This is a genomic window from Pseudomonas sp. JV449 (assembly GCF_032424295.1).
Taxonomy (GTDB): Bacteria; Pseudomonadota; Gammaproteobacteria; order Pseudomonadales; family Pseudomonadaceae; genus Aquipseudomonas; species Aquipseudomonas marginalis.
Window position 1 is genome coordinate 87,687 of the sequence record NZ_VYKD01000033.1, and the last position, 26,200, is coordinate 113,886.

Sequence of the window (26,200 nt, forward strand, 5' to 3'; positions counted from 1 at the left end):
CAGTTGAAATGCACTCAAATGTGGGAGGGGCTTGCCCTCTCCCACACTTAGCTCTCCACAAGTACTTGCCAATTGCATTCGGCACACAGAGGCCGAGTTAAAAAACAATAACAATGAAAGGTACTTTCCCATGCCTAGCGAACCGACTGGATCTTCTGTCGACTTCGAAAAAGTCGACTCCCAATACTTCCAACAACGCGAACTGAAAAAAGGCGCCGCCGGCTGGGTCCTGCTGGTTGGTCTTGGCGTTGCCTACGTCATCTCCGGCGACTACGCCGGCTGGAACTTCGGCCTGGCCCAGGGTGGCTGGGGCGGGATGTTCCTCGCCACATTGCTGATGGCCACCATGTACCTGTGCATGTGCTTTTCCCTGGCCGAACTGTCTTCCATGATCCCCACCGCCGGCGGTGGCTACGGTTTTGCCCGCAGTGCCTTCGGGCCCTGGGGCGGGTTCCTGACGGGCACCGCCATCCTGATCGAATACGCCATCGCCCCCGCCGCCATCGCGGTATTTATCGGCGCCTATTGCGAGTCGCTGTTCGGCATCGGCGGCTGGATGATCTACCTGGCGTTCTACATCATCTTTATCGGCATCCATATCTTTGGCGTCGGCGAAGCCTTGAAGCTGATGTTCGTGATCACCGCCATCGCCGCGATTGCGCTGGGCGTGTTCCTGGTGTCGATGGTGCCGCACTTCAATGTCGCCAACCTGCTGGATATTCCGGTGACCGAGGCCAAGGGCGCCAGCACCTTCCTGCCATTCGGCTATGTCGGCGTGTGGGCGGCGATCCCCTATGCGATCTGGTTTTTCCTCGCCGTAGAGGGCGTGCCCCTGGCCGCCGAAGAAACCAAGAACCCCAAGCGCGACCTGCCCCGGGGCCTGATCGGCGCCATTGTGGTGCTGACCAGCTTTGCCCTGTTGATCCTGGTGATCGCACCGGGCGGCGCGGGCACCTACGCACTGGTCAAATCCGGTAACCCGCTGGTGGAAGCGCTGGCGCTGTCCTATGGCGGTTCGACCTGGATGGGCAGCTTCGTCAACCTGGTCGGTCTGGCAGGCTTGATCGCGAGCTTTTTCTCGATTATCTACGCCTATTCGCGGCAGATCTTTGCCTTGTCCCGTGCCGGCTACCTGCCGCGCAAACTGTCCCAGACCAACAAGAGCAAGGCCCCGGTACTGGCCCTGGTGATCCCCGGGATTATCGGCTTCGGCCTGTCGCTGACCGGCCAGGGGGATCTGTTGATCCTGGTGGCGGTGTTTGGCGCGACCATTTCCTACGTGCTGATGATGGCCGCGCACATCACCCTGCGTATCCGTCGCCCCAAAATGGACCGTCCTTATCGCACGCCGGGCGGCATCTTCACCTCCGGTGTCGCCTTGGTACTGGCCTGCGTGGCCGTCGTTGCGGGCTTTCTGGTGGATCCACGGGTGGTGATTGGCGCCGCGATCATCTATGGAGTATTAATTGCTTACTTTGCTTTCTACAGCCGGCATCACTTGGTAGCAGGCACGCCCGAAGAAGAATTCGCCGCGATCCAGGCCGCAGAGGCCGCCTTGCACTAACTGCCGTAAACCTCGACGCGGGTTCCTCTCCTGCCCGCGTCGTCAAGGAGACACTGTATGGCAAGCTTTTCCCACGCGGTCGGTGCACAGACCTACCGCTTCGACAGCCTCGAGGACGTGATGGCCAAGGCCAGTCCCGCGCGTTCCGGGGACTTTCTGGCCGGCGTCGCCGCGCAGAACGACGGTGAGCGGGTGGCGGCGCAAATGGCGCTGGCAAATATCCCGCTGAAACACTTCCTCGAAGAAGCGCTGATCCCCTATGAAAGCGATGAAGTCACGCGGCTGATCATCGACACCCACGACAAGCAGGCTTTCGCCGTGGTCAGCCACCTGACCGTCGGCGGCCTGCGCGACTGGCTGCTCAGCGACGCCGCCGATGAACAATCCCTACGCGCATTGGCGCCGGGGCTGACACCGGAAATGGCAGCGGCGGTGTCGAAGATCATGCGCGTGCAGGACCTGGTACTGGTGGCGCAGAAGATCCGTGTGGTCACCCGGTTTCGCGGCACCATGGGCCTGCGCGGACGCCTGTCGACCCGCCTGCAACCCAACCACCCGACCGACGAGCCGGCGGGTATCGCCGCGAGCATTCTCGACGGCCTGCTCTACGGCAACGGCGACGCCATGATCGGCATCAACCCGGCCACCGACAGCATCGCCTCGATCTGCGCCATGCTGGAGATGCTCGACGCAATCATCCAGCGCTACGAAATCCCCACCCAGGCCTGTGTGCTGACCCACGTCACCACTTCCATCGAAGCCATCAACCGCGGCGTGCCGCTGGACCTGGTGTTCCAGTCGATTGCCGGCACCGAGGCGGCCAATGCCAGTTTCGGCATCAGCCTGAGCGTGCTGCAGGAAGGTTACGAGGCGGGCTTGAGCCTGAACCGGGGCACCTTGGGCCAGAACCTGATGTATTTCGAAACCGGCCAGGGCAGTGCCTTGTCGGCCAACGCGCATTTTGGCGTCGACCAGCAAACCTGCGAAACCCGCGCCTATGCGGTGGCCCGGCATTTCAAGCCGTTTCTGGTCAACACCGTGGTCGGTTTTATCGGCCCCGAGTACCTGTACAACGGCAAGCAGATCATCCGCGCCGGCCTTGAAGACCACTTCTGCGGCAAGCTGCTGGGCGTGCCCATGGGCTGCGACATCTGCTACACCAACCACGCCGAAGCCGACCAGGACGACATGGACACCCTGCTGACCCTGCTGGGCGTCGCCGGGATCAACTTCATCATGGGGATCCCCGGCTCCGACGACATCATGCTCAACTACCAGACCACCTCGTTCCACGACGCCTTGTACGCTCGCCAGACATTGGGTTTAAAACCGGCGCCGGAGTTTGAACAGTGGCTGGCCAAAATGGGCATCTTTACGCAAGCCGACGGCAAGGTGCGCTTCGGCAACAGCCTGCCACCGGCGTTTCGCCACGCCCTGGCGCAATTGGGATGAAGGAGCCGCCCGTGCAACTCGACCTGCCTGAAAACCCGTGGCTGGAACTGCGCCGCCTGACCCCGGCGCGAATTGCCCTGGGCCGCACCGGCACCAGCATTCCCACCAACGCCCAACTTGATTTCCAATTTGCCCACGCCCAGGCACGGGACGCGGTGCACCTGCCCTTCGACCATGCAGGCCTGAGCAGTCAGTTGGCCGAGCGTGGGCGCGATAGCCTGTTGCTGCACAGCGCGGCAACCGACCGGCACAGCTACCTGCAACGCCCGGATTTGGGGCGGCGCTTGAGTGACGAATCGGCCCAAAGCCTGCGGGATTACGCGGCTGAGCATCCGGGCGGCATGGACCTGGCGGTCGTGGTGGCGGACGGTCTGTCGGCGCTGGCAGTACATAAACATACGTTGCCGTTTCTGACGCGCATGGAAGAGCAGACCCACGCTGAAGGGTGGTCCTTGTCGCCGGTGATCCTGGTGGAACAGGGCCGCGTGGCGGTCGCGGATGAAATCGGGCAACTGCTCGGCGCCAAGATGGTGGTGATCCTCATCGGCGAACGGCCGGGGCTCAGTTCGCCGGACAGTTTGGGGCTGTACTTCACCTACAACCCCAAGGTCGGCCTCACCGATGCCTATCGCAACTGCATCTCCAATGTGCGCTTGGAAGGCCTGAGCTATGGCATGGCGGCCCATCGCCTGCTGTACTTGATGCGAGAGGCGTGTCGCCGGCAGCTGTCGGGGGTCAACCTGAAGGACGAGGCGCAGGTTCAGACCCTTGAATCCGACGACCCGGACCTGATGAAGGGCAATTTCCTGCTCAGCCCACCCACCGACTGATCCCGGCACGATTGCGCTTTTTCGCGCCTTTAGGCAGCATCAAGTCACGGCCGCTCGTGTGGTCATACCCCATTTGGAAGTTGAGGCCTGGCATGCGGATTACTCAAGCGACCCTGGAACACCTGGACCTGTTGACCCCGTTGTTCGTCAAGTACCGCGAGTTCTACGGGGCCCTGCCCTTTCCGGATTCGTCACGGGCCTTCCTGGAAAAGCGCCTGCGCCGCAAGGAGTCGGTGATCTACCTGGCCCTAGCCGATGACGACGACAAACGCGTGCTCGGGTTTTGCCAGCTTTACCCGAGCTTTTCCTCGCTGTCGCTTAAACGCGTGTGGATCCTCAACGACATCTATGTGGCCGAAGACGCGCGCCGGCAACTGGTGGCGGATAACCTGATGCGCACGGCGAAGAAAATGGCCAAGGAAACCCACGCAGTGCGGCTGCGGGTATCGACCAGCAGTGATAACCAGGTGGCGCAGAAGACGTACGAGTCCATCGGGTTTCGTGAAGACACCGAGTTCAAGAACTACACCTTGCCGATCAGCGAAGACTGACGCCCTGACACCATGGACACCTTGTGGGAGGGGGCTACCCCGATGGCGGCTGTTCAGTCAGACTATTTATAACTGACCGAATGCTTTCGCGAGCAAACTCGCTCCCACAGTGCCTTTCTGGCGATCTGTGGACCGTCCCCCCGCGACATCCCCCGCTACAAAACCAACACGCTTTTCACCTCTCAATCCGTATAATGCGGACCTTTCAGGGTTGTAAGAAACACTACATACACGTGTAGCCTTATTACCCGAGCTTCCGCACAGGCCTGCCGAGTCGGGCCGTTCACACAGGTGCCATCCATGGATTTCAACCCGCTCGACCTTATCCTGCATCTCGACGTGTACCTCGACATGCTGGTAACCAATTATGGTCCGTGGATATACGCCATTCTGTTCCTGGTCATCTTTTGCGAAACCGGCCTGGTGGTCATGCCGTTCCTACCAGGTGATTCGTTGCTGTTTATCGCCGGCGCCGTGGCAGCAGGCGGTGGCATGGACCCGGTATTGCTGGGCGGGCTGCTGATGCTGGCGGCAATCCTCGGCGACAGTACCAATTATGTGATCGGGCGAACGGCGGGAGAACGCCTGTTCAGCAACCCGAACTCGAAAATCTTCCGCCGCGACTACCTGCAAAAGACCCACGATTTCTACGACAGGCACGGCGGCAAAACCGTGACCCTCGCGCGTTTCCTGCCGATCCTGCGCACCTTTGCGCCGTTCGTTGCCGGCATCGCGAAAATGCCCTATGCACGCTTCTTCGGTTTCAGCGTGCTGGGCACCATTCTCTGGGTCGGCGGCCTGGTGACCCTGGGCTACTTCTTCGGCAACGTGCCATTTATCAAGAAAAACCTTTCGCTGCTGGTGGTGTTCATCATCCTGCTGTCGCTGGTGCCGATGATCATTGGCGTGTTCCGCAGCCGCTTTGGTCGCACGTCTTCAGAAGCCAAATCGCAGTAACCCGGCATGTGGTCCCTCAGCGCCTGGCGGCGCCGACGCCTGCTGGCCAAGCACCCGATTGCCGATGACACCTGGCAGCGGGTGCGCCACCACCTGACCTTCCTCGACGGCATCAGTGCCGAGCAGGACCAGTGGCTGCGCGAAGCCTGCGTGGTGTTCCTCGCCGAAAAACACCTCACCGCCCTGCCCGGCGTCGAGCTGCACCAGGAACAACGCCTGCTGCTCGCCGCCCAGGCGCAACTGCCGCTGATGAACCTGGGCGACCTCGACTGGTACCAGGGTTTCCATGAAATCGTGCTGTACCCCGACGACTTCCTCAGCCCCCAGCGCCATCGCGACAGCAGCGGCATCGAACACGAGTGGGACGGCGAACACAGCGGCGAAGCCTGGCAGCAAGGCCCGGTGATTCTTGCCTGGCCCGGCGTACTGGCCAGCGGTCAGTGGGAAGGCTACAACCTGGTGATCCACGAACTGGCCCACAAACTCGACATGCTCAACGGCGACGCCAATGGCCTGCCGCCACTGCACCCCGACATGCGCGTGCAGGAGTGGGCCAGCGTGATGCAGGGTGCTTATGACGACCTCAATCGCCAGCTGGACGCCAACCCCGACGCCGAGACGGAGATAGACCCGTACGCGGCGGAAAACCCGGCGGAGTTCTTTGCGGTCACCAGCGAATATTTTTTCAGCGCCCCGGATTTACTCGTCAATAGTTATCCACAGGTGTACGCCCAACTCAGCCGCTTTTACCGCCAGGATCCCTTGGCCCGCCTGACCCAACTGCAAGCGCACGACCCGCGTTATCAGCCACAAGGCGAATGACCGTACGACGTCTGGCGCATGGCATCGCCGTCAGAATATGCCTATAATCGCCGCCACTTTTAGGCCAATCCGGCCATGTCATATGGCCAACTACGGGGGCAACGCCCAATGAGCTACAGCAAGATTCCGGCTGGCAAAGACCTGCCGAACGACATCTACGTCGCCATCGAGATTCCGGCCAACCACGCGCCGATCAAATACGAAATCGACAAAGACAGCGACTGCCTGTTCGTTGACCGTTTCATGGCCACCCCGATGTTCTACCCGGCCAACTACGGTTTTATCCCGAACACCCTGGCCGACGACGGTGACCCCCTCGACGTGCTGGTCGTAACCCCTTACCCGGTTACCCCAGGCTCGGTCATCCGCGCTCGCCCGGTCGGCATCCTGCACATGACCGACGACGGCGGTGGCGATGCCAAAGTGATCGCCGTGCCACACGACAAGCTGTCCCAGCTGTACGTGGACGTGAAGGAATACACCGACCTGCCGCCACTGCTGCTGGAACAGATCAAGCACTTCTTCGAGAACTACAAAGACCTCGAAAAAGGCAAATGGGTGAAGATCGACGGTTGGGGCAACGCAGACGCCGCCCGCGCCGAAATCATGAAGTCGGTCGCTGCCTACAAAGGCTGATACCGGCTACTCATTGCCTCGGCAATTGAAAAAGCCCCGATTACTTGGGGCTTTTTTTGTGGGAAAAATTAAACGACAAGTTCAACATCTTATAAACTTAGTTTAATCATCTGTGAATTCCGAAGTAATAAGCCACAACTAAGCAAAAACCTACAGGCCTAACTCAACGCATGGTTTATTTGATGTGTTTTCTCGGCCAGTAAACTCTGCGTTTATGAATACATCAGGTGATCGCTTAAAAGCGCTATTACGGGAAGTTCATCTTTCCGCCTCCGACTTCGCCAAGAACCGTGGTGTCACGCCTCAACACGTGAACAACTGGTTCAAACGCGGTGTACCCATGGGCCGACTCAACGAGATCGCAGAACTGCTGTGCATCTCCAGCCGTTGGCTACGCACCGGCGAAGGCCCCAAACACCCACCGGCCAACTTCCTGCTGGAAGGCCCCGGCACCAGGAAAGGACTCCCCGCCCGCGAAGAAACTGGCAAATACCTCACAGGCCCCGCCTGCCGCCCGGAAAAAATCGACGTGGAAATCCCCCTCCACCCCACCTTCACCTCAACCGAACGCATCCGCGTCTCCCTGCACACCCTCGAAACCCTCAACGTCAACCCCGACCGCGCGCTGGGCGCCTACATGGTCGACAACAGCATGATCGACATCATCCAACAAGGCGCCACCCTCGCCATCGACAAAGGCCGCACCCAAATCATCGACGGTGAAATCTACGCGGTCGAACACGACGGAATGCTCCGCATCAAATACCTCTACAACCGCCCTGGAGGTGGGTTGCGCATGCGCAGCCACAATGCCGGTGAACATCCGGACGAATACCTGACCCACGAGCAACGGTTTGAGCAGAACTTCCAGATTGTGGGGTGGGTGTTCTGGTGGTCCACGTTGAATAACCGTAGGCCGCCGGTGCCGCTGGATGAGCATTTATTGGGCTGGGAAGGCTCTAAATCGGATCCGGAGGTGGGCAACTGAAGTGAATGTGGGTATCATGCGCCGCACATTTGGCAGGGGGTGGCTTTGCGCTATCCACCCTGCTCGGCGATGCGGAGGATTTCCCGCAGATGCCCCTACTATTCAGCCCGACGCAATGTGGGCTGAGCGATTTGAAGACTGCTGAGGTTTGTCAAAAACAAGCTGAGGCGATCACAGAGAAGCCGGCCACAAGCCGGCTTTTTAATGCCTGATAAGTATCGAGACTCAATTGTCCAACAGCTGTTGGACAATTGAGTAATCAAAAGCGGGCTGTCATATCCGGCCCTTCTCTCAGTCGCCTTATGCGGGCCGCATGCACTCCACAGCCCGATCCGCCACCATCTTCGCCATCTCCACCAGATGCATCACCGCCCTCTGCGGTGCAGCCACCGGCTCCCCAAGAACTTGCGAAGTCGCCACCGCACACTGCAGCAACTCAGCCACACGCACCCAGGCATCCTCAAAGCTCAACTCTTCATTTACGACAAATGGATTGGTTGCACGCGAAGACTGTGAATCCGAAATAACGTTATCCATAGCAAAACCTCTAGCAGTAAGTGATTACCACCGTCCTTTCGCGACTAAACAATCAGAGGTGGCGGCTGTACGCAGGTTAGTCGACCGGCCGCTAGGCACCGGCGCACCCGAGGGTGCCCTGCGCACAGCCACCATAAAGTGCAGATGAGAAGACACCTGTCTTTGAGATGGCGTGCGCCTAGCGAGGTAAGGGCGACTAAACCCGATCACTGAATAGGCAGTGACGATCCGCAGCCTAGTCAACCATTCCCGCTGGCGCAATGCAGTTGGAATTCTCTCGGAAACGTCCTGCAAATGAAAGGGATCAGCCCTGCTGGCCCTTTAAGCTCCAGCCTCAATCCAATATCAAATGCGGCAAAAACCGGCTCGAATCCTTGGTAATCAAACTATTATCCTCCCGCACCCCAATCCCCGCCGCCTGGTCCCCAATCACCCAAGACCCAATCAACGTGTAGCTGTCCCCAAACCGCGGCAACGGCGCAAACTCCTGGAGAATAAACGGCGCATCCGTATAGGGCCCGTCCTCCTTAACAATCAGCCCATCGGCCGTTTGCAGCTCGATGTTCGCCCCTTCCCGCGAGAAGAATGGCTTGCGCACCCAGCCCTTCGGCACAGCTTTACCCGGTTCGGTATCCAGGTGGGCCGCGAGCAGATTCGGGTGGCCTTTGTTGAATTCCCACAGCAGCGGCAGGATGCCTTTGTTGGAAATGATGGATTTCCACGCAGGCTCGAAAAACTGGGTGTCGCTCTCGGCAATCGCGGCGCCGAAGGGTTCGTGGAAGATGAATTCCCAGGCGTGCAGTTTGAACAGGTGGGGAATCCAGCGGTCCTGGAGGTCGACGAAGCGGCCTTCGCTGGTCAGGCCGATGTCTTCGATGTCGATGTGGCGTGATTCGATGCCGACTTTTTCCGCGACGAGGCGCAGGTAGTCGGTGGTGCCTTTGTCTTCGACCGAGTCTTTCATCGAGGCGAAGTAGAACGGCTGGTTGATTTGCAGTTGGGCGAAGGCCTGGTGCAGTTTGGTGTCGATGCTGTTGAACTGGTCGGCATGCTTGGGCAGCAGGCCGCGTTCGATGCATTGCTCGAGCCAACCCCATTGGAACGCCGCGGCCTCGTAGAGGCTGGTCGGTGTGTCGTAGTTGAGTTCCAGCAGCTTGGCGGGCCCGGTGCCGTTGTAGGAGAAGTCCATGCGCCCGTACAGGTGCGGGTGGCCTTCGAGCCATGAGGTTTTGATCATGTCGAAGAAGGGCGCGGGAATGCTCAGGCGTTCGAGCAGCTCTTCGCTCTGGACCACGCGGGCGACGAGGTCCATGCACATGTCGTGGATCTCGGTGGTCGGGTCTTCGAGGTCGTGCTCGATTTGCTTGAGCGTGAACTGGTAATACGCGCGCTCGTCCCAGTAGGGTTCGTTGTCGATGGTATGGAACAGAAAGCCGAGGTTTTCAGCCGTCTGTTTCCAGTCATGACGTTCTGCACAATGGATTTTCTTCATGGCCCGGCTTCCTTAACTGCTCGACCCGCCACCGCCCCAGCCGCTGCGTGCGCTGGCCTTGCTGCCGAAGCCGCCACGGGAGGTGGCCGACGCCACGGAGCTCGACTGGCTGGAGGTGCGCAGCGTGTTGGTGTAATTGCTGCTGCCGTAACGGGCCTGATTCGAGCGGCCAAACGTCGCGCCATTGGAGACGCGCTGATTGAGCGTCGAGTTGCCGTAATCACCGCGATCATCGCGATAGCGATACACGGGCTCAGAGCGGTAGCTGTTGCGATTGCTGCTCAGCATGTTGCCGATCAGCAGACCGGTCAGCAGGCTGCTGGTGGAGAAGCCGGAGCCGCCGCTTGCCTGAGCGTTACCCGCCTGGGCGTTGGCCGCGTCTACCTGGGATTGTGTCACCTGGCCTTCGGCGGTCAGTTCGAAACCGCCCAGCTTGGGAATGAACTGGCCATTGGAGTCCAGCTGGCACCAGCCGGCGACAAAGTCGGCATCGCAATCGGCCTGGCTGGCGTATACCGGGGCGATGCGGCGATGCTCGGCCAGGGCCGTCATGTAGGCGTCCGAACAGACGTCCACCGGCAGTTTTTCATCGGCGCATTGCTGCACCGACTGGAAGTTGTACTTCTTCTGCAAATCGTAGGTTTTTTCCGTCGGCCCACAACCGGATATCGCCATGGCGACCGACGCTGCCAGCGAAAGCTGGACGTACTTGCTTCGTTTCATCGGGAGCTCCGTGCGCAATCAGTTCTGGGTAGGTGTCATGCAGGCGGCATTCAACATGCCGACGCTGATGGCCACCGCCGCCACATAGATGCCCGCTGCGAGCTCGCCTCTCTTGATGCGCTCGGAAGTGCCCTTGAGCACGAGACTGGTGAGCAGAAACGCCAACAGTTGGACGACGGCTGCGATCACCGCCCAGACGACGAAGTCGAGGATGCTGATCGAATAGGCAATCACGTTGCTGGCCGGAATGGCGAAACCGACGATGGCACCGCCCAGGGCGACCGCTGCGGAAACGTTGCCCGCCCGGATCAGCTCGAATTCCTTGTGCGGGGTGACGCGGGTATAGATGAACTGGAACAGCGCAAACAGCACGGCAGCCCCCAGGATGTAGGTGACAAACCCGAGCACGGCGGCTTTGTTCAGGGAGATGGAGAGAGCTTCTAGCATGGATTTCTTCCTTTTTTAGAGCGCATTCAGGTCGGTTGTGTACAGTGAAATGCCCAGGGAGGTGCTCAGGCTGACAGTGCCTTCAGCGTCTTCTTCGACAGAGAACAGCAGAAACTCCCGTCGATCGGTCAGGCCGGTGTCACGGGCATATAGCATCGAGCGGTGTTCGACGCTGTAGGAGTCCTCGGGGTTTATCACCTGCTCGCTCATGGCCACCAATTCTGTCTGGCCAGCCTCGCTGCCCCACACGCGCGCGTATTCGACGCCGTTATGGGTGTAGGTCGGCAACCCGATCGGACTCTGCGGCCCCGCCAGCCGGCGCAATTCAGCTTCGCTGCTGATAGTGACGTAGCTCAGGTAGTTGAACAGGATCACAGACTCGACCTGCCCGGCGATGTCGCCCGTGGTGTGCACCTGCAGCCAGTAATCTTCGTCGTTCATGTAGTAGCGCGACAGCCAGGTCGACTGCCCGAGGTCAACGGTGCCGTTACTCCAGATTTCCTGGGAGCCGGGGATAACCACCGTGGTCTTCCCTTCGAGCAACAACTTCAGGGTCGTGTCGAATATCACGCCTTTGCCCGGCGCCAGGCCAAGCGGCCCGGTGGTCGGCAGCGGTTCGGCGGCGCCTTTCGAGTGTGTATTCGCTTGCGGGGCCTCAAGCCCCATCAACTGTTTAAACCATCCCATTGGAGATTTCCTTGAGGCGGGTGGAGGCAATGTAGAAGAGCTCGCCGCCTTCAACGCGCGTGGCACTGGGCGGGTTGATCGACGGTTGCGGGGCACCTTTGGCGCGATAGCCGATGAGGGTGGCGTTGTGGCGTTCTTTCATCTGGGTGTACAGATCGCCGAACGTGGCTTCAAACGCCTCGGGCAATCTCATCAAGTATTGGGTGGCCCCCTGCCCCACGCACAGTAGCTCATTAATGACCACCGACGAGCCCGGGTCCTGAGAGGCGCGCACCAGCATTTCGATAGCCATGCTTGAGGTGCATTCCAGGCTGGGGGCGTAGGAACTGGCCAGTGCGGCGATCTCACTTGCATTGAAGTGGGCGACCACATGCCCGACCGGATTCAATTGATTCACCGCCAGCACGGTGGCCAGCGTCAGATCGTCAGACGGGGTTCGCACCAGCACACGCTCGGCACCGGGCACACCGGCACGCAGCAACAGCGCTGTGGAGGACAAGCTCTCCCCCCGGATAAAGGCCGCCTTGCCCGGCATCGGGTTTTCTTCGAGGGTGCAATCGCAAATGACGATCAGGTTGTCGTTCGAGGTTTCGTCTTGCAGCAACAACTCGATGACCCGTTCACTGGACGCGCCCTCCCAGCCAATGAGCACGGTATGGCCGATTTTGCCGGTGAAATCGCCTTTGCCCTTCATGCCTTTTCTCCATGCATCGATGACAGTGCTGGTGGTTTTGCCGATGGCTGCCGTCAGCAGCGCAATGCCTCCGAGCATGACCCAGGTCGCCACGAACAAGCGTCCCAAAGAGGTCTGCGGCGATAGATCGCCATAGCCGACGGTCAGCGTGGTGGTGAGATAGAAGTAAACGAACGTGGCGGGCGCGGTGAGGTGTTGTTCGCCCAGAACCACCAGGCCCAGATAAGCCGTGCTCAGGTGTACCCCCAAGGCGATGACCAGGCCTGCCCAGCCGAAGCGGTGAAAGAGGGAAGCGGCGTACCTGCGCAACAAAAGAAAAATCGGCATTGCGTCCCTGACTCCCTGGGTGCTCAAGTGCGTTCAGCCGGCATTAAACCTGCTGCGTGGTTGAGAGAGAAGTACCTTGGCGGCAATAAATCCGGCGAAGGCACCAAACAGATGCCCTTCGAAGGAAACGCCTTGGCGAGGCAGGAAGCCAAGGACCAGTCCGCCATACAGTACCGCCACCACTCCGGCAGTGATCAGGTTGCTCCAGCTCCTGCGGAACCAGGCGCGAGACAACAGGTAGGCCCACAACCCGAACACCCAGCCGCTGGCCCCCACGTGCACACCCGCAAAACCGAACAGCCAGACCAGCGAACCGCCCAGCAGGATGATGATCGCGCTGACGGTCACAAACCGATTGAGCCCTTCGATAATCACCAGGGTGCCCAGGATCAAAAAGGCAACCAGGTTCGCGCTCAGGTGGGCGAACGAGCCGTGCAAAAACGGTGAGGTGAGGATGCCCGGCAGCCCCTGCAGCGTTCTCGGGATCAGGCCGAACGTCATCAGGCTGTAACCGGTCGCTGCATTGAGCAGTTGCAGCGCGACCATGAACAGCGCCAGGCCTGCGATTGTCTTGAAACCCTTCAGGGCGCCCATCCTGACCTCGACGTAAAAAAAGAAGGGCAGACACTGCCCTTCCTGCGGCGACGTTGCTTACTCGGCCGATTTTTGCTTCAAACGCTCCAGAATCGCATTGGCGCTGCCTTCGTTCGGCGTGATGCCGGCGTCGCGCAGCTTGCGCTCCAGGTCGGTCCCGGTCGATGCATCTGCCAGTTCATCCTGGGCTTGCAGTTCAGCGGCGCGTTGCTGCTGCTTGGCCTGCAAACGATTCAGCGTACCGACGGCGGTTTCCAGCTTGCCGTTGGCACCGCCGCTGGCGATGGAGGCGCTGACCTGGGCCTTCTGTACGCTGTCGCGCGCCTTGGCCATGTCCACTTGCTGACGCAGGCTTTTGATCCGGCTTTCGGCCTTGGTGATGTCCTTGCGCATGCCTTCCGCATAGCCACCGAACTCGGTGGCTTGCTTATGCTCGACATCCCGCTCGTTGGTCAGGGTCGAGATGGCTTCGGCCACTTCCAGGGCGAGGTCTTCACGATTGGCCTGCAGGGCAGCTACGGCCTTGGACTCCAGGTCCTTGATCTTGGCGTCGTACTCATTGACGCGATCAGTCGCCAATTTGTGCTTGGCCATGATGCTCACCAGCTCACGCTTGGCGTTGGCCAGCGCGGTATCGGCATCGCGGATTTCCTGATCGAGGATGCGCAGGGCCTGTTGGTCGACGATCGATTCGCCGACTTCGTTGGCACCGCCACGCAGCGCGGTGAACAATTTGCTCCAGATGGACTGAGTCATTGGATACTCCCGAATACTTAATTGAAGAAACGTTCGAAGGCTTCGCTGGCGCGCTGCACGTTGTCGACCAGGGTTTTCACCTCGGTGACGATATTGGTCAGGCTGGAGTCGGAGCTCAATGCACCGAACATGTTGTAGACCACTTGCCCGTTAGGCATGGACTCGATGCCGATGGAGGACAGCGGGAACATTTCCCGGCTGCGCAACACCGCGTCATTGAATTTAGCGACATCGTTGATGGACTCGACATCGACCAGCACGGTGTCAACGATGATCTGCTCGCCCACCACCGCGATGTAAATCGGCAGGCCACCGAAGTCGTTCATTTCCAGCTTGATGCTGGACTCGGAGCCTTGAACCAGAGAAAGCGTAATGTCCTTGGACACCACGTCGTCCAGGGCCTGAAGAGCGGTGAAGAGGCGATCGATATTCCAGTTGGTACCTGCGCTCATGAAATTCTCCGACATGAATGAGCCAGCCAGAATCGGCTGGCGAAGCTGTTTCTCCATCTGCTTGAGCAGGCTTCGGTTTTCGGGAAGCACCCAAGTCTCGTGTTTCACGTAGCCGGCGGCCGCCAGGCCTGCACGCATCTGCTTCATGTAAAAGCTCGATGGCTTTTTGGCGGACGGCTTCAAGCGCTCTCCCTTGAGGCTTGCTGAATCGGTATCGGGCCCGTTAGGCGGACTCGATGGAGAGCTGCTTTCCATGGTACTGACCTCGCTGTGAAAAACTCACGCGTGAGAAAATCTACAGGCATTTTTTGCCACACTCAATAGCTCACGCGTGAGATTTTTTGACTTACTTTCCCGACCGCTAAAAGGATCAGTCCTACTGACAATCCATGAATTGTCGCCTTTGAGTTGACGGTATTACCCATTCCAGCCGATTTATCCCCCAGCATCCACCCATTAATCTGTGCCCATGTTGAACGCAACGCCCAACCAACCTGAACAAAAAAGGATTCAACCATGAGCACTCCAACCTACAACCGCTTGAACAAAGACGACGCCGTAGTCCTGCTGGTCGACCACCAGACCGGCCTGATTTCCCTGGTGCAGGACTTCTCGCCCAACGAGTTCAAGAACAACGTGCTGGCCCTGGCCGACTTGGCCAAGTTCTTCAACCTGCCGACCATCCTCACCACCAGCTTCGAACAAGGCCCCAACGGCCCGCTGGTACCGGAGTTGAAAGAGATGTTCCCGGACGCGCCGTACATCGCCCGCCCCGGCCAGATCAATGCCTGGGACAACGAAGACTTCGTCAAGGCAATCAAAGCCACCGGCCGCAAGCAGATCATCATCGCCGGCGTGGTCACGGATGTATGCGTAGCGTTCCCGACCTTGTCGGCACTGGCGGAAGGGTTTGAGGTGTTTGTGGTGACCGATGCCTCCGGCACGTTCAATACCACGGTGCAGCAGGCCGCGTGGAGCCGGATGACCCAGGCCGGTGCGCAGTTGATGAATTGGTTCTCGGTAGCCTGTGAGCTGCACCGCGACTGGCGCAACGATATCGAAGGCCTGGGCAATCTCTTGTCCCAGCGCATTCCCAACTATCGCAACTTGATGAATGGATATGCGGCGTTGACGGCGCATCAGAAGTAAGTGAGCCGAGATTCGCGATAAGCCTGCCTTCAAAAGCAGGCTTTGTTGTTATTTGGCAAGCTCGCGCTCTATCTGCTCTATGCTCGGCAAACTGGTTTGCAGCTCCGCTGGCAAGGACTCCACCAACTGATACTGCGCCACACCTATGGGCCGGTTGTTATCGCGAAGCGCATATTCGGCTACCACTTCGTTCTTGCTCTTGCACAGCAGCAGACCAATTGTCGGGACATCCTGTGGATGCTTAAGTTGGGCATCCACGGCGGCGAGATAGAAACTCAACTTGCCCAGATGCTCGGGCTTGAACTTGCCGGCCTTGAGCTCGATCACGACGTAGCAGCGCAGCTTCAAGTGATAGAACAGCAGGTCAACGAAGAACTCGTCACCGCCGACATCCAGCAACACCTGCTGACCAACGAAAGCGAAACCCGCACCCAGCTCTAATAAAAAGTCGGTGACGTGCTTGATCAAGGCGTTTTCAATATCGCGCTCCTGCGCACCCAAGGTCAGACTGAGGAAGTCAAAGCGGTAAGGGTCTTTCAGCGATTCACGCGCCAGATCGGATTGAGGTTTGGGCAGATGGATTTCGAAGTTGCTGACAGCTTTACCACTGCGCTCCAGCAAACGGTTTTCGATGTGCATGACCAGCGTGTTGCGCGACCAGTTGTGTTCAATTGCCTGGCCGACGTACCAGCGACGGGTTTCGGGGCCAGGGAGTTTGTCCAGCAGCGCCAGTTGGTGATACCAAGGCAATTGTGCAAGCACCTCTTGCACAAATTCCGAATCCGGCCAAGCTTCGGCAAAAGCACGCATGTACTTCAAATTACGTGGAGAAAAACCCTTCATGTTCGGGAAGGCTGCGCGTAAATCCTGGGAAAGACGTTCAATAACCTTGCTGCCCCAACCCTGCTTGGCCTGGCGAGCGATACCGTCAACGGCGCCGCCGCCAGCGCAAAGATCTACAGCTTGGTCGAGACCGCCAAGGTCAACGGCCAGGAGCCCTATACGTGGCTGCCTCAGGCTTCGTCGCTTGAAGATTATGAAGCCTTGCTGCCGTGGAACTGCTCGCCAGAAATGCCACGGTAAATCGTTAACCCACTGTTGGGTAGGTGGGGTTTATGGATCGCATACAATAGATAGGCTCGCTGGGATTAACTTGTGTGTCCGGTGTCTAGGACAACGAGTATTACAACTCACTAAAGGTTCGCAAAAAAATCAGCTACGAGCTAATTACGGGCTGAGACCCCAAAATATTGCCTTTGATATTCTAACGACAAATGACCACGCTTCCACTGTTAGATGCCAGATAGGTAATCTTCTAATGGTTGCTGATAGCCATATGGTCTAGGGGCATAAGTCAAAATTTCACATCACAAAAACTACAGAAAACACCGATCACCAGACTAGACCCTGAGCCAAATCCGCAGCACAATCGGCTCACCAAATGAGCCGAATAACCTCTTTATTCGGCTCACGCACCCCAGGCATCCCACTATGGCTCATCCGCACTGGATCTGGCAACGCGCCGACTGGCCTCACTTCCACTGGCAACCCGGTCGCTTCGCGGCTTTGCTGCGCGAGTGCGGACAAGCCCAGGGCAAGTTGTTGGGCATGCTCGGCTCCGTCAGCCAGGCAGTCAGCGCACAGAATGAACTGGATGCGCTGCTGCAAAATATCCTGACGTCCTCGGCGATTGAGGGTGAGCAGTTGAATGTCGGCTCGGTGCGCTCGTCCCTGGCAAGGCGGATGGGCCTGGAAGCGATGGAAGACGGTCAGGTAAGCCGCCGCAGCGAAGGCCTCGCCGAGTTGATGATGGATGCCACTCAACAATTCACCCAGCCGTTTACCCTCGCCCGCCTATTGAACTGGCATCACTTATTGTTCCCGGCCCCGGAAGCGGGCTATGCCGCTCGAGCGCTCAATATTGGATCCTTGAGGGGAGATGAGCCGATGCAAGTGGTGTCGGGCCGGCTTGATCGGCCGACCGTGCATTTCGAGGCCCCGCCACGTCTGGGACTGGAGCAGGCACTGGCGGATTTCCTGGAGTGGTTCGAAACCAGCCGCGATCAGCCGGAACTGGACCCATTGGTACGCGCCGGCGTCGCGCACTTCTGGTTTGTCACACTGCACCCCTTCGATGACGGCAATGGTCGCCTGACACGCGCTATCACCGATTTGGCACTGGCCCAGGGTGAACACCAGGCCATCCGTTTCTATGCCATGTCAGCCAGCATCCTCGAAGACCGCACCGGCTACTACAACGCGCTGGAATCCAGCCAGAAGGCCTCCCTGGATATCACTGCCTGGCTGGAGTGGTTCCTTAAAACCCTGTTACGCAGCGTGCAGCAGGCCATGGGGCGGATTGACCGGGTGCTGGAAAAGAGTCGGTTCTGGCAGCAACACCGCGACCTCCCTTTGTCGGCTGAACAGATCAAGGTCCTCAATCGACTGCTCGACGGTGGTGAGAAGGGCTTCGAACACGGCATCAGCGCGGCGCAGTACCAGGCGGTGGCCAAGGTCTCCAAGGCGACAGCGACGCGACACCTGGCGGACCTGCTGGAAAAAAACTGCCTGGTCCGTCTCCCCGGAGGCGGCCGCAGCACGCGTTATCAGGTCAATACAGGGGGCGAGTGACGCCCCACTCATTTGCCCAGAATCCCCATGTCTGCTAGTGTCGCGCCGGTTTACCGTCTACCGGAATAGCCGCCATGGCCCGCAAAAAAGTTGCACTCGATTTCGAACAATCGCTCGCCGACCTGCAAACATTGGTCGAGCGTCTGGAGAACGGCGAGTTGTCGCTGGAGGACTCGCTGACGGCGTTTGAGCAAGGCATCGGCCTGACCCGTGACTGCCAGAGCGCGTTGGCGCAGGCGGAGCAGAAGGTCCAGGTATTGCTGGAGCGTGACGGAGAGTTGGCCGAAGAACCTTTCGACGCGGAACAGCCGGAATGATCGACGCGTATCAGGCCAGTAGCCAAGCCCGGGTGAATGCGGCGCTGGAGCCCTTGTTTGTTGCGCCAAGCCCGGAAATGAAGCGTCTGTATGAAGCCATGCGCTACAGCGTGATGAATGGCGGCAAGCGCGTGCGCCCGTTGCTGGCGTATGCGGCCTGTGAAGCGCTGGGCGCGCCGGCCGAACAGGCCAACGGTGCCGCCTGTGCGGTCGAGCTGATTCACGCCTATTCCCTGGTACACGACGATTTGCCGGCGATGGACGATGACGATCTGCGTCGCGGCCAGCCCACCACCCATAAAGCCTTTGATGAAGCCTATGCGATCCTCGCCGGTGATGGCTTGCAGAGCCTGGCGTTCAGCGCGTTGCTGGACCCACGCCTGAGCAGCGTCAACGCCGAGATCCGCCTGCGCATGGTCACCGCACTGGCCCTGGCTGCCGGCCCTGCGGGCATGGTGGGCGGGCAGGCGATCGACATGGGTTCAGTCAGCGTCAAGCTGGATCAAAAAGCCCTTGAGCACATGCACCGCCACAAGACCGGCGCACTGATCGAAGCCGCCGTGCACTTGGGCGCGCTGGCCAGCGGACATGCCGAAGCCACGCAATTGGCGGCGCTGCAGACCTATTCCCGGGCCATTGGCCTGGCGTTTCAGGTGCAGGACGACATTCTCGACGTGGAAAGCGATACCGCCACCCTGGGCAAACGCCAGGGCGCCGATATCGCACGGGACAAACCGACTTATCCTGCGCTGCTCGGGCTGCAAGCCGCCAAGGCCTACGCCGTGGAACTACGCGACCAGGCGCTGGACGCCCTGCGACCTTTCGACGCGGCGGCCGAGCCACTGCGTGACCTGGCGCGGTATATCGTCGAACGCCGCCACTGATTACGGCGGCCATTGCAACCGCATATCGGCCAAGTTCGGCGCTCTGCGTGGGCAGTTTGCGATGCTTGAGGTAAACTGCCGCCTCTTCTATACCTATAACGATTCGCCTGATGCCCACGACGTTTCAAGAGATTCCCCGCAAGCGCCCGTCCACGCCCCTGCTCGACCGTGCTGCCACGCCGGACGGCCTGCGTCGTCTGGGTGAAGCCGAGCTGGAAACCCTGGCCGATGAGTTGCGCCTGGAATTGCTCTACACGGTCGGCCAGACCGGTGGGCATTTCGGTGCCGGCCTGGGCGTCATCGAGCTGACCATCGCGTTGCACTACGTGTTCGACACCCCGGATGACCGGCTGGTGTGGGACGTGGGCCATCAGGCGTATCCGCACAAGATCCTCACGGGCCGCCGCGAGCGCATGGGCACGCTGCGCCAGAAGGACGGCGTTGCCGCCTTCCCGCGCCGCGCCGAAAGCGAGTACGACACCTTTGGCGTCGGCCACTCCAGCACCTCGATCAGCGCAGCGCTGGGCATGGCGATTGCCGCCCGGCTGCAAGGCAGCGACCGCAAGGCAATCGCCGTGATCGGTGATGGCGCGCTGACTGCCGGCATGGCCTTCGAAGCGCTGAACCATGCGCCGGAAGTGAACGCCAACATGCTGGTGATCCTCAACGACAACGACATGTCGATCTCGCGCAATGTCGGTGGCCTGTCCAATTACCTGGCCAAGATTCTCTCCAGCCGCACCTATGCCAGCATGCGCGAAGGCAGCAAGAAGGTGCTCTCGCGTCTGCCCGGCGCCTGGGAAATTGCCCGGCGTACCGAAGAATATGCCAAGGGCATGCTGGTCCCCGGCACGCTGTTCGAAGAGCTGGGCTGGAACTACATCGGCCCCATCGACGGCCATGACCTGCCGACCCTGATTGCCACACTGCGCAACATGCGCGACCTCAAGGGCCCGCAGTTCCTGCACATCGTCACCAAGAAAGGCAAAGGCTTCGCCCCGGCGGAAGTCGACCCGATCGGCTACCACGCGATCACCAAGCTGGAACCCCTGGACGCCCCCGCCGCTGCGCCGAAAAAAGCCAGCGGGCCGAAGTACTCCGGTGTGTTCGGCGAATGGTTGTGTGACATGGCCGCCGTCGACCCACGCCTGGTGGGCATTACCCCGGCGATGAAGGAAGGCTCCGACCTGGTGGCGTTCAGCGAGCGTTTCCCGCTGCGCTATTTCGACGTGGCCATTGCCGAGCAGCACGCTGTCACGTTCGCGGCCGGTATGGCCTGCGAAGGCGCCAAGCCGGTGGTGGCAATCTACTCAACGTTCCTGCAGCGGGGTTATGACCAGTTGGTGCATGACGTCGCCGTGCAGAACCTCGACGTGCTGTTTGCCATCGACCGCGCCGGTCTAGTCGGCGAAGACGGCCCGACTCACGCGGGCAGCTTCGACCTGTCCTACTTGCGCTGCATCCCCGGCATGCTGGTGATGACGCCGAGCGACGAAAACGAACTGCGCAAGATGCTCAGCACCGGCCACCTGTATAACGGCCCGGCCGCCGTGCGTTACCCACGGGGCAACGGCCCCAACGCGCTGATCGAGAAGGACCTGGAGCCGATCGAAATCGGCAAGGGCATTGTGCGTCGCCAGGGCAGCAGGACCGCGTTCCTGGTGTTTGGCGTGCAATTGGCCGAAGCGCTCAAGGTGGCCGAGAAGATCGACGCCACCGTGGTCGACATGCGCTTCGTCAAGCCGCTGGATGAAGCCCTGGTGCGCGACATCGCCGGCAGTCATGAGCTGCTGGTGACCGTCGAGGAGAACGCCATCATGGGCGGTGCCGGTGCGGCGGTCAGTGAGTTCCTGGCGCGGGAAAACATCCTCAGGTCGGTGCTGCACCTGGGCTTGCCGGATACCTACGTCGAACATGCCAAGCCGGCGCAGATGCTGGCTGAGTGCGGGCTGGATGAAGCAGGGATCGAGGCTTCGGTGCGCGAGCGCCTGGCGCTGCTGGCCCAGTAGAAACCGGGACCCAATGTGGGAGGGGCGGTGCGACGATTCGACTTGCCCCCTCCCACATTTGATTGGTGCCATCCTCAAGCGCTATGGACAGCCCATGAAACACCTGTACCTTGCCCTGCTGCTTCTGCCCTCCCCTGAATTGCTCTCCGACACCCGCGACAACGCCCTGAAACTCCCCGACGTCGTCATCAGCGCCAACCGCCAGGTCCAGGCACGCAACGACAGCAGCGCCGCCAACACCGTGTTCACCCGCGACGACATCGACCGCCTGCAACCCACCAGCCTCACCGACCTGCTCAGCCGTGTGCCCGGTGTACAAGTCGCACCCTCCGGCGGCCGTGGCAATTTGCCGGGCATCTACCTGCGGGGCACCAAGTCCGCCCAAAGCCTGGTGCTGGTAGACGGCCAGCGCATCGCCAACACCACCTCCGGCGACAGCGGCCTGCAATACCTCAACGTCGACCAGATTGAGCGGGTGGAAGTGCTGCGCGGCTCGCGCTCGGTGATCTACGGCAGCGACGCGATTGGCGGCGTGATCCAGGTATTCACCCGGCGCAATGCCGAGCAAGGCGTGCAACCGCGCGTGAAACTCGGGTTCGGCAGCCACAACACCTGGGAGCGCAGCCTTGGCCTTTCGGGCGGTGACAAACAGACGCGCTTCAACCTGGGCGCGAGCCTGGATGACACTGCCGGCATCAACTCAACCCGCCAGTCGTTCCCCAGCGACGGTGACCATGATGCTTATCGCAACCAGTCCGTGAGCCTGAACCTCAGCCACTCCTTCAGCGATGAACTGGAGGTGGGCTTCAATCTGTTGGATAACCGCGGCAAATCGGAGTACGACAACAGCTTCGGCCGCTACGACGCCGCCACCGGGCAAACCGTTAGCCAGAAACCCTACACCGACTACGCCGTGAGCAGCGCCAGCGGCTATGTCGACGCCACGCTCAATGAGCACTGGCAATCGCGCCTGGAGCTGGGCCACAGCGAGAACCGCGACACCAAGCGCGACACCCTCAGCGAGGATTTCAGCGTATTCAACACCTACCGTGATTCGGTCAACTGGCAGAACGACCTGAGGCTGGATGAGCAGAACAGCCTGATCCTCGGCGGCGACTGGTACGAAGACCGCTTCCACGGCTCCACCACCTTTACCGAAAACAGCCGCTGGAACCGCGCCGCCTTTATGCAGCATCGCTTTCACAGCGCGTGGTTTTCCACCGAACTGGGCCTGCGTCACGACCAGAACCAGCAGTTCGGCGGGCAGAACAGCTGGAGCGGCATCCTGACCTTGCCGGTCAACCCCGACAATGACGTGCTGCTGAGCTACAGCGAAGGCTTCCGCGCGCCGACCTTCAACGACCTCTATTATCCGGACACGAAGTACAGCAACCCCCACCTGCAGCCCGAAACATCAAAGAGCTACGAACTGCAGTGGCGCAGCCAGTTGAGTGACAGCACGCGCCTGGAAGCGTCCCTGTACCGCACCGATTTGAGCGATGCGATCATTCTCGACCAAACCGGCAAGCCGCAGAATGTGGCGTCGGCACGCCTCAACGGTGTTGAGGCGGCGCTCAAGCAGGACCTGTTCGGCTGGCAAGGCAACCTCGGACTGTCGATCATCGACCCGCGCGACCGCGACAGTGGCCACACCCTGGCCCGCCGGGCGCGGCGTACGTTGAGCCTGGACCTGGACCGGCAATTCGACCAGGTGGGCGTGGGCGCCAGTTGGCAGGCGATCAGCCACAGCTATGACGATGAAGCCAACACCCAGCGCCTGGGCGGCTATGGGTTGCTCGGGCTGCGCGGCAGTTGGGCGGTGACGCGGGAAGTGGGGCTGTCGCTGAAGGTCGACAACCTGCTGGACAAGTCTTATGCGCGGGCGCGCTACAGCTACAACGATCCGGCATTCGTCAACAATCACGATTACCGTGAAGAAGGCCGGACGTGGATGTTTGGCGTGACCTGGACACCTGAAATCTGATTGTCGCCCGGACTGGTCTCAACGGCTCGGAGCGATCACCTGACACAGCCGCGCCAGCGCTTCCAGCATCTGCCCGCTGGGCCGTTCCAGGCCTTTATCCGGAACCAGCCGCACCCGCGCCGCCATCGCTGGCCAGATCTTCCAGGCTTCCCTCTGAGCCTGATCGCCCACCAGGATCATCTCGGGATTGCGCTGCAATACCGACTCGATGCTGACCTGCGGCGCGGGCAGCTTCAGGTCGTCAAACACATTGCGCGCACCGCACACGCTCAGCGCGTCGCTGATGATCTGGCCGCCGCCCACGGTGTACAGCGGCTGGTTCCACACCTGGTAGAACACCCGCAACGGTTCGGCCCGCTGATAACGCTGACGCAACTGCGCCAGGCGCTGGCGCAGGTGCGCGGCCAATTGCCGGCCGGCGTCGGCACGGCCCAATTGCTCGGCGATGGCCTGGACCTGGGTGGTCATTTGTTCAAGGCTATGGGGTTCGGCGACATACACCGGGATATTCAGGCGCTGCAGTTGCTCGCGCTGGGCGGGGCCGACGCTGCCGGGCCAGAGCAGGATCAGGTCGGGCTTGAGGCTCAGCAGGCGCTCCATGTCCAACTGCCCATAACGCCCAACCGACGGCACGTTCGCCAGCGCCGCTGGCCGCTCACCGCCATCGAGCACGCCCACCAGCAGGTCGGTAGCACCCAGCTCAACCACGATTTCAGACAGGGAGGGCGCCAGGCTCACGACCCGTTCGACCGCCAGGCCCTGGGCACTGAATGCCAGCAGCAGAATCGCCAGCCAGCGGCGCATCATCCCAACTGACGCGGGATGCGGTAGAGGTAAAACAGCACCGTCGTCGACAGCGCCAACAGGAAAAGCGGCACCGCCTCCAGGCCGACGAACACCGCCAGTGCGCCCACCCACGCCGGCACGGCCGCCACCATCAAGGCCGTGCGCCGACGGGCCGCCAGGGTGATCCAGGCAGCCGGTTCTTCAGCGGTATCGAGGGCTTTGGAGGTGGCGATCAGGGCGTGTTTATAGCCGTTGAAGTAGCGCAGGCTGAGAAACATCGACGCCACGCCGGCGATGAAGAACGGCATGGCCAGCACCGGCAACAAGGGCTCGGCCTGGCCAAACACCAGGTTGATCACGAACAGCGGGAGCAGCGCCAGGGCCAGGTACTGCCACCAGCTGAAGGACAGTCGCCGTTTCACCTGGCCACGGGTCACGCGCGGTCGACCTCGCCTTGATGCTCGTTGCCCATCATGTGGTCGAGCTTGCTGGCCTTGGTCGCCAGGTAGAGCTTGTTGTGCGGGTTGTGCCCGGTGTGCAGCGGTACGCGCTCGGCCACGGTGATGCCCATCTCGGTCAAGGCTTTGACCTTGCGCGGGTTGTTGGTCATCAGGCGCAGGGACTTCACGCCCAGGTGCTCCAGCATCGGCAGGCAGATCGCGTAGTCACGCTGGTCGGCGGCGAAGCCCAGGCGCTCGTTGGCCTCGACGGTATCGGCGCCGCCGTCTTGCAGCTCGTAGGCGCGAATCTTGTTCAGCAGGCCAATGCCACGGCCTTCCTGACGCAAGTACAACAGCACCCCACGGCCTTCACGGGCGATGGCGCGCATCGCCGCTTCAAGTTGCGAGCCGCAGTCACAGCGCTGGCTGAACAGCGCATCGCCGGTCAGGCACTCGGAGTGCACGCGACCGAGAACCGGTGCGCCATCGGCGATATCGCCGAGGCTGAGCACAACGTGCTCGCGCCCGGTGGCTTCTTCGAGAAAGCCGCTCATGGTGAACGTGGCAAAAGGGGTAGGCAGCTTGGAAGCAGCGACGAAAACGACGGGCACCGTGTGCTCCTGATTTCAGATTTCACAGAGGCGGGCATTGTAACAGCAGGTTCCTACAGACGCTTAAGCTGAATTATCGCTGATAAAGATCAATCGGTTTGATTGGCCTTCGTCCCGGTTCTATGCAGGTCAGAACGGATAAGGCAGTTTCCAGCGCAGGAAAATCGGCTTCAGCTCGCCGCTGTTCACCAGGACCGCCATGCGCTGGTCAAACACGGTGCGTAATGCCCGCCCACGCTCGGTATCGGCAAAACCAACGTAGAGCGGCAGGTCAATGATGTGGGTAAGTCGGAACTGGGACTGGACATCCGCCTGACTGAGGATGTATCGGGCTTCGGTGAGCGCATCAATGTAGAAGTCGACACGACCGTGCTGCAGCATCGGCAAGATACCATCGCGCCGCTGGATCTGATTGAAACGGCGCACATGGGGCAAATACGCCTCGTACTTGTAGCCCCGCACCCAGGCCAGGCGATAATCCCCCAGCGTCGCGGCGCTCGGTATCGGCGAGGTCGCCAGCCCAAGGGCGTAGATGGGGTCGGAATCGAAGTTCCAGTGCGGGTAGAGCACACCCTTGACTTCATCGCGGTAGGAACCGACCCAGCCATCCACTTCACCGCGCTGGGCCAGGCCGACCGAGCGGGTATAGGGCTCAATGCGGGTTTGCAGGGTGATCCCGACCGGTTCGAAGACGTGCCGCAACACATCCCAGGCCAGGCCGCTGCCGTCGGCATTGGTGTAGTCGTCCCAGGCCTCGCTGGCCAGCATGACCTTGCCGGGCACCACCGGCACCTCCTGCGCCTGGGACCATGCCGGAAGGGCACACAGCAGCATCAGCAGCCAGCGGCGTACATCCATGGCGATGATCTCCTGCAAATCC

At 60.4% G+C, this 26,200-nt stretch carries 28 protein-coding genes and 2 pseudogenes; 15 read left to right on the forward strand and 15 right to left on the reverse strand.

Annotation, left to right across the window (positions count from 1 at the left end; all coding sequences use genetic code 11):
* Positions 1 to 130 precede the first annotated feature (130 nt).
* The 8 genes from eat to F6S08_RS28575 all read left to right on the forward strand — a co-directional run bounded on the left by eat (position 131) and on the right by F6S08_RS28575 (position 7,800).
* A complete protein-coding gene (eat, locus tag F6S08_RS28540; protein ID WP_024077594.1) occupies positions 131 to 1,564 on the forward strand; it encodes an ethanolamine permease in 1,434 nt (477 codons plus the stop codon).
* 57 nt (positions 1,565 to 1,621) lie between these two features.
* Positions 1,622 to 3,016 (forward strand): ethanolamine ammonia-lyase subunit EutB, encoded by a 1,395-nt coding sequence (locus F6S08_RS28545; protein WP_315872661.1) that lies wholly within the window; start codon positions 1,622 to 1,624, stop codon positions 3,014 to 3,016.
* Entirely contained in the window at positions 3,013 to 3,846 is an 834-nt protein-coding gene (gene eutC, locus F6S08_RS28550; protein ID WP_074847733.1) for an ethanolamine ammonia-lyase subunit EutC, read from the forward strand. The genes F6S08_RS28545 and eutC overlap by 4 nt, the downstream gene beginning before the upstream one ends.
* A 92-nt stretch (positions 3,847 to 3,938) precedes the next feature.
* A complete protein-coding gene (locus F6S08_RS28555) occupies positions 3,939 to 4,397 on the forward strand; it encodes a GNAT family N-acetyltransferase (protein ID WP_027605216.1) in 459 nt (152 codons plus the stop codon).
* A gap of 300 nt (positions 4,398 to 4,697) precedes the next feature.
* A complete protein-coding gene (locus F6S08_RS28560) occupies positions 4,698 to 5,354 on the forward strand; it encodes a DedA family protein (RefSeq protein WP_027605215.1) in 657 nt (218 codons plus the stop codon).
* A 6-nt stretch (positions 5,355 to 5,360) separates the two neighbouring features.
* On the forward strand, positions 5,361 to 6,176 hold the full coding sequence (locus F6S08_RS28565) for a zinc-dependent peptidase (RefSeq protein ID WP_065946578.1): 816 nt from the start codon (positions 5,361 to 5,363) through the stop codon (positions 6,174 to 6,176).
* A gap of 108 nt (positions 6,177 to 6,284) precedes the next feature.
* Positions 6,285 to 6,812: an inorganic diphosphatase gene (gene ppa, locus F6S08_RS28570; protein ID WP_065924892.1), complete on the forward strand. Its 528-nt coding sequence runs from the start codon at positions 6,285 to 6,287 to the stop codon at positions 6,810 to 6,812.
* A 214-nt stretch (positions 6,813 to 7,026) separates the two neighbouring features.
* The gene (locus tag F6S08_RS28575) at positions 7,027 to 7,800 is read left to right on the forward strand and encodes a helix-turn-helix transcriptional regulator (RefSeq protein WP_027605213.1); all 774 of its coding nucleotides are present in this window, start codon (positions 7,027 to 7,029) and stop codon (positions 7,798 to 7,800) included.
* 300 nt (positions 7,801 to 8,100) lie between these two features.
* On the opposite strand, the gene F6S08_RS28580 is transcribed toward F6S08_RS28575, so the two are convergent.
* The 10 genes from F6S08_RS28580 to F6S08_RS28625 form a co-directional block, all read right to left on the reverse strand.
* Positions 8,101 to 8,337: a hypothetical protein gene (locus F6S08_RS28580; protein ID WP_065924893.1), complete on the reverse strand. Its 237-nt coding sequence runs from the start codon at positions 8,335 to 8,337 to the stop codon at positions 8,101 to 8,103.
* A gap of 334 nt (positions 8,338 to 8,671) precedes the next feature.
* Positions 8,672 to 9,829, reverse strand: coding sequence for a glutathionylspermidine synthase family protein (locus F6S08_RS28585; protein ID WP_065924894.1), 1,158 nt, complete (start codon positions 9,827 to 9,829; stop codon positions 8,672 to 8,674).
* A 12-nt stretch (positions 9,830 to 9,841) separates the two neighbouring features.
* Positions 9,842 to 10,552 (reverse strand): DUF1190 domain-containing protein, encoded by a 711-nt coding sequence (locus tag F6S08_RS28590; protein WP_137211985.1) that lies wholly within the window; start codon positions 10,550 to 10,552, stop codon positions 9,842 to 9,844.
* 18 nt (positions 10,553 to 10,570) lie between these two features.
* Complete coding sequence (locus F6S08_RS28595; protein WP_027605210.1) at positions 10,571 to 10,999, reverse strand: DUF350 domain-containing protein; 429 nt, start codon at positions 10,997 to 10,999, stop codon at positions 10,571 to 10,573.
* 15 nt (positions 11,000 to 11,014) lie between these two features.
* Positions 11,015 to 11,686: a DUF2491 family protein gene (locus F6S08_RS28600; protein ID WP_065924896.1), complete on the reverse strand. Its 672-nt coding sequence runs from the start codon at positions 11,684 to 11,686 to the stop codon at positions 11,015 to 11,017.
* Positions 11,673 to 12,707: an ion channel gene (locus F6S08_RS28605; protein ID WP_065924897.1), complete on the reverse strand. Its 1,035-nt coding sequence runs from the start codon at positions 12,705 to 12,707 to the stop codon at positions 11,673 to 11,675. The genes F6S08_RS28600 and F6S08_RS28605 overlap by 14 nt, the downstream gene beginning before the upstream one ends.
* 33 nt (positions 12,708 to 12,740) lie before the next feature.
* Positions 12,741 to 13,301, reverse strand: coding sequence for a rhomboid family intramembrane serine protease (locus F6S08_RS28610; protein ID WP_065924898.1), 561 nt, complete (start codon positions 13,299 to 13,301; stop codon positions 12,741 to 12,743).
* A 57-nt stretch (positions 13,302 to 13,358) separates the two neighbouring features.
* The gene (locus F6S08_RS28615; RefSeq protein ID WP_027605206.1) at positions 13,359 to 14,057 is read right to left on the reverse strand and encodes a PspA/IM30 family protein; all 699 of its coding nucleotides are present in this window, start codon (positions 14,055 to 14,057) and stop codon (positions 13,359 to 13,361) included.
* 17 nt (positions 14,058 to 14,074) lie between these two features.
* Entirely contained in the window at positions 14,075 to 14,656 is a 582-nt protein-coding gene (locus F6S08_RS28620) for a YjfI family protein (RefSeq protein ID WP_027605205.1), read from the reverse strand.
* Between the two features lie 170 nt (positions 14,657 to 14,826).
* Positions 14,827 to 15,027, reverse strand: a complete 201-nt coding sequence (locus tag F6S08_RS28625; RefSeq protein ID WP_137211982.1) for a hypothetical protein — start codon at positions 15,025 to 15,027, stop codon at positions 14,827 to 14,829.
* Between F6S08_RS28625 and ycaC the strand changes: the two genes are divergently transcribed.
* Positions 15,026 to 15,658: an isochorismate family cysteine hydrolase YcaC gene (gene ycaC / locus F6S08_RS28630; RefSeq protein ID WP_027605204.1), complete on the forward strand. Its 633-nt coding sequence runs from the start codon at positions 15,026 to 15,028 to the stop codon at positions 15,656 to 15,658. The genes F6S08_RS28625 and ycaC overlap by 2 nt on opposite strands.
* Positions 15,659 to 15,706: 48 nt before the next feature.
* Here ycaC and F6S08_RS28635 read toward each other — a convergent pair.
* Positions 15,707 to 16,588: pseudogene (locus tag F6S08_RS28635) on the reverse strand (YhcG family protein); the annotation flags it as partial.
* Here F6S08_RS28635 and F6S08_RS28640 point away from each other — a divergent pair.
* From F6S08_RS28640 to F6S08_RS28665, 6 genes and pseudogenes are all read left to right on the forward strand, one after another.
* Positions 16,571 to 16,741, forward strand: a pseudogene (locus F6S08_RS28640) (transposase domain-containing protein); the annotation flags it as partial. The pseudogenes F6S08_RS28635 and F6S08_RS28640 overlap by 18 nt on opposite strands.
* A gap of 408 nt (positions 16,742 to 17,149) precedes the next feature.
* Positions 17,150 to 18,289: a Fic family protein gene (locus F6S08_RS28645; protein WP_065946583.1), complete on the forward strand. Its 1,140-nt coding sequence runs from the start codon at positions 17,150 to 17,152 to the stop codon at positions 18,287 to 18,289.
* 74 nt (positions 18,290 to 18,363) lie between these two features.
* The gene (locus F6S08_RS28650; RefSeq protein WP_003176346.1) at positions 18,364 to 18,606 is read left to right on the forward strand and encodes an exodeoxyribonuclease VII small subunit; all 243 of its coding nucleotides are present in this window, start codon (positions 18,364 to 18,366) and stop codon (positions 18,604 to 18,606) included.
* Entirely contained in the window at positions 18,603 to 19,490 is an 888-nt protein-coding gene (gene ispA, locus F6S08_RS28655) for a (2E,6E)-farnesyl diphosphate synthase (protein ID WP_065924900.1), read from the forward strand. The genes F6S08_RS28650 and ispA overlap by 4 nt, the downstream gene beginning before the upstream one ends.
* Positions 19,491 to 19,600: 110 nt before the next feature.
* Positions 19,601 to 21,499 (forward strand): 1-deoxy-D-xylulose-5-phosphate synthase, encoded by a 1,899-nt coding sequence (dxs, locus tag F6S08_RS28660; protein WP_065924901.1) that lies wholly within the window; start codon positions 19,601 to 19,603, stop codon positions 21,497 to 21,499.
* A gap of 94 nt (positions 21,500 to 21,593) precedes the next feature.
* Entirely contained in the window at positions 21,594 to 23,483 is a 1,890-nt protein-coding gene (locus F6S08_RS28665; protein WP_065924902.1) for a TonB-dependent receptor domain-containing protein, read from the forward strand.
* An 18-nt stretch (positions 23,484 to 23,501) separates the two neighbouring features.
* Here the strand turns inward: F6S08_RS28665 and F6S08_RS28670 are convergent, their stop codons facing one another.
* From F6S08_RS28670 to F6S08_RS28685, 4 genes are all read right to left on the reverse strand, one after another.
* Entirely contained in the window at positions 23,502 to 24,290 is a 789-nt protein-coding gene (locus tag F6S08_RS28670; protein WP_065924903.1) for a cobalamin-binding protein, read from the reverse strand.
* Positions 24,287 to 24,706 carry a hypothetical protein gene (locus F6S08_RS28675; protein ID WP_027605198.1) on the reverse strand — a complete coding sequence of 140 codons (420 nt, stop codon included), beginning with the start codon at positions 24,704 to 24,706 and terminating at the stop codon, positions 24,287 to 24,289. The genes F6S08_RS28670 and F6S08_RS28675 overlap by 4 nt, the downstream gene beginning before the upstream one ends.
* Complete coding sequence (gene ribA, locus F6S08_RS28680; RefSeq protein ID WP_065924905.1) at positions 24,703 to 25,320, reverse strand: GTP cyclohydrolase II; 618 nt, start codon at positions 25,318 to 25,320, stop codon at positions 24,703 to 24,705. The genes F6S08_RS28675 and ribA overlap by 4 nt, the downstream gene beginning before the upstream one ends.
* Before the next feature lie 129 nt (positions 25,321 to 25,449).
* Positions 25,450 to 26,178, reverse strand: a complete 729-nt coding sequence (locus F6S08_RS28685) for a substrate-binding periplasmic protein (RefSeq protein WP_074848255.1) — start codon at positions 26,176 to 26,178, stop codon at positions 25,450 to 25,452.
* Positions 26,179 to 26,200 lie beyond the last annotated feature (22 nt).

What these genes read in the sequence shown, in the direction of transcription:
- eat (WP_024077594.1), top strand. Translation starts at nt 131, where the DNA reads ATGCCTAGCGAACCGACTGGATCTTCTGTCGACTTCGAAAAAGTCGAC.
- F6S08_RS28545 (WP_315872661.1), top strand. Translation starts at nt 1,622, where the DNA reads ATGGCAAGCTTTTCCCACGCGGTCGGTGCACAGACCTACCGCTTCGAC.
- eutC (WP_074847733.1), top strand. Translation starts at nt 3,013, where the DNA reads ATGAAGGAGCCGCCCGTGCAACTCGACCTGCCTGAAAACCCGTGGCTG.
- F6S08_RS28555 (WP_027605216.1), top strand. Translation starts at nt 3,939, where the DNA reads ATGCGGATTACTCAAGCGACCCTGGAACACCTGGACCTGTTGACCCCG.
- F6S08_RS28560 (WP_027605215.1), top strand. Translation starts at nt 4,698, where the DNA reads ATGGATTTCAACCCGCTCGACCTTATCCTGCATCTCGACGTGTACCTC.
- F6S08_RS28565 (WP_065946578.1), top strand. Translation starts at nt 5,361, where the DNA reads ATGTGGTCCCTCAGCGCCTGGCGGCGCCGACGCCTGCTGGCCAAGCAC.
- ppa (WP_065924892.1), top strand. Translation starts at nt 6,285, where the DNA reads ATGAGCTACAGCAAGATTCCGGCTGGCAAAGACCTGCCGAACGACATC.
- F6S08_RS28575 (WP_027605213.1), top strand. Translation starts at nt 7,027, where the DNA reads ATGAATACATCAGGTGATCGCTTAAAAGCGCTATTACGGGAAGTTCAT.
- F6S08_RS28580 (WP_065924893.1), bottom strand. Translation starts at nt 8,337, where the DNA reads ATGGATAACGTTATTTCGGATTCACAGTCTTCGCGTGCAACCAATCCA.
- F6S08_RS28585 (WP_065924894.1), bottom strand. Translation starts at nt 9,829, where the DNA reads ATGAAGAAAATCCATTGTGCAGAACGTCATGACTGGAAACAGACGGCT.
- F6S08_RS28590 (WP_137211985.1), bottom strand. Translation starts at nt 10,552, where the DNA reads ATGAAACGAAGCAAGTACGTCCAGCTTTCGCTGGCAGCGTCGGTCGCC.
- F6S08_RS28595 (WP_027605210.1), bottom strand. Translation starts at nt 10,999, where the DNA reads ATGCTAGAAGCTCTCTCCATCTCCCTGAACAAAGCCGCCGTGCTCGGG.
- F6S08_RS28600 (WP_065924896.1), bottom strand. Translation starts at nt 11,686, where the DNA reads ATGGGATGGTTTAAACAGTTGATGGGGCTTGAGGCCCCGCAAGCGAAT.
- F6S08_RS28605 (WP_065924897.1), bottom strand. Translation starts at nt 12,707, where the DNA reads ATGCCGATTTTTCTTTTGTTGCGCAGGTACGCCGCTTCCCTCTTTCAC.
- F6S08_RS28610 (WP_065924898.1), bottom strand. Translation starts at nt 13,301, where the DNA reads ATGGGCGCCCTGAAGGGTTTCAAGACAATCGCAGGCCTGGCGCTGTTC.
- F6S08_RS28615 (WP_027605206.1), bottom strand. Translation starts at nt 14,057, where the DNA reads ATGACTCAGTCCATCTGGAGCAAATTGTTCACCGCGCTGCGTGGCGGT.
- F6S08_RS28620 (WP_027605205.1), bottom strand. Translation starts at nt 14,656, where the DNA reads ATGAAGCAGATGCGTGCAGGCCTGGCGGCCGCCGGCTACGTGAAACAC.
- ycaC (WP_027605204.1), top strand. Translation starts at nt 15,026, where the DNA reads ATGAGCACTCCAACCTACAACCGCTTGAACAAAGACGACGCCGTAGTC.
- F6S08_RS28625 (WP_137211982.1), bottom strand. Translation starts at nt 15,027, where the DNA reads ATGGTTGAATCCTTTTTTGTTCAGGTTGGTTGGGCGTTGCGTTCAACA.
- F6S08_RS28645 (WP_065946583.1), top strand. Translation starts at nt 17,150, where the DNA reads ATGGCTCATCCGCACTGGATCTGGCAACGCGCCGACTGGCCTCACTTC.
- F6S08_RS28650 (WP_003176346.1), top strand. Translation starts at nt 18,364, where the DNA reads ATGGCCCGCAAAAAAGTTGCACTCGATTTCGAACAATCGCTCGCCGAC.
- ispA (WP_065924900.1), top strand. Translation starts at nt 18,603, where the DNA reads ATGATCGACGCGTATCAGGCCAGTAGCCAAGCCCGGGTGAATGCGGCG.
- dxs (WP_065924901.1), top strand. Translation starts at nt 19,601, where the DNA reads ATGCCCACGACGTTTCAAGAGATTCCCCGCAAGCGCCCGTCCACGCCC.
- F6S08_RS28665 (WP_065924902.1), top strand. Translation starts at nt 21,594, where the DNA reads ATGAAACACCTGTACCTTGCCCTGCTGCTTCTGCCCTCCCCTGAATTG.
- F6S08_RS28670 (WP_065924903.1), bottom strand. Translation starts at nt 24,290, where the DNA reads ATGATGCGCCGCTGGCTGGCGATTCTGCTGCTGGCATTCAGTGCCCAG.
- F6S08_RS28685 (WP_074848255.1), bottom strand. Translation starts at nt 26,178, where the DNA reads ATGGATGTACGCCGCTGGCTGCTGATGCTGCTGTGTGCCCTTCCGGCA.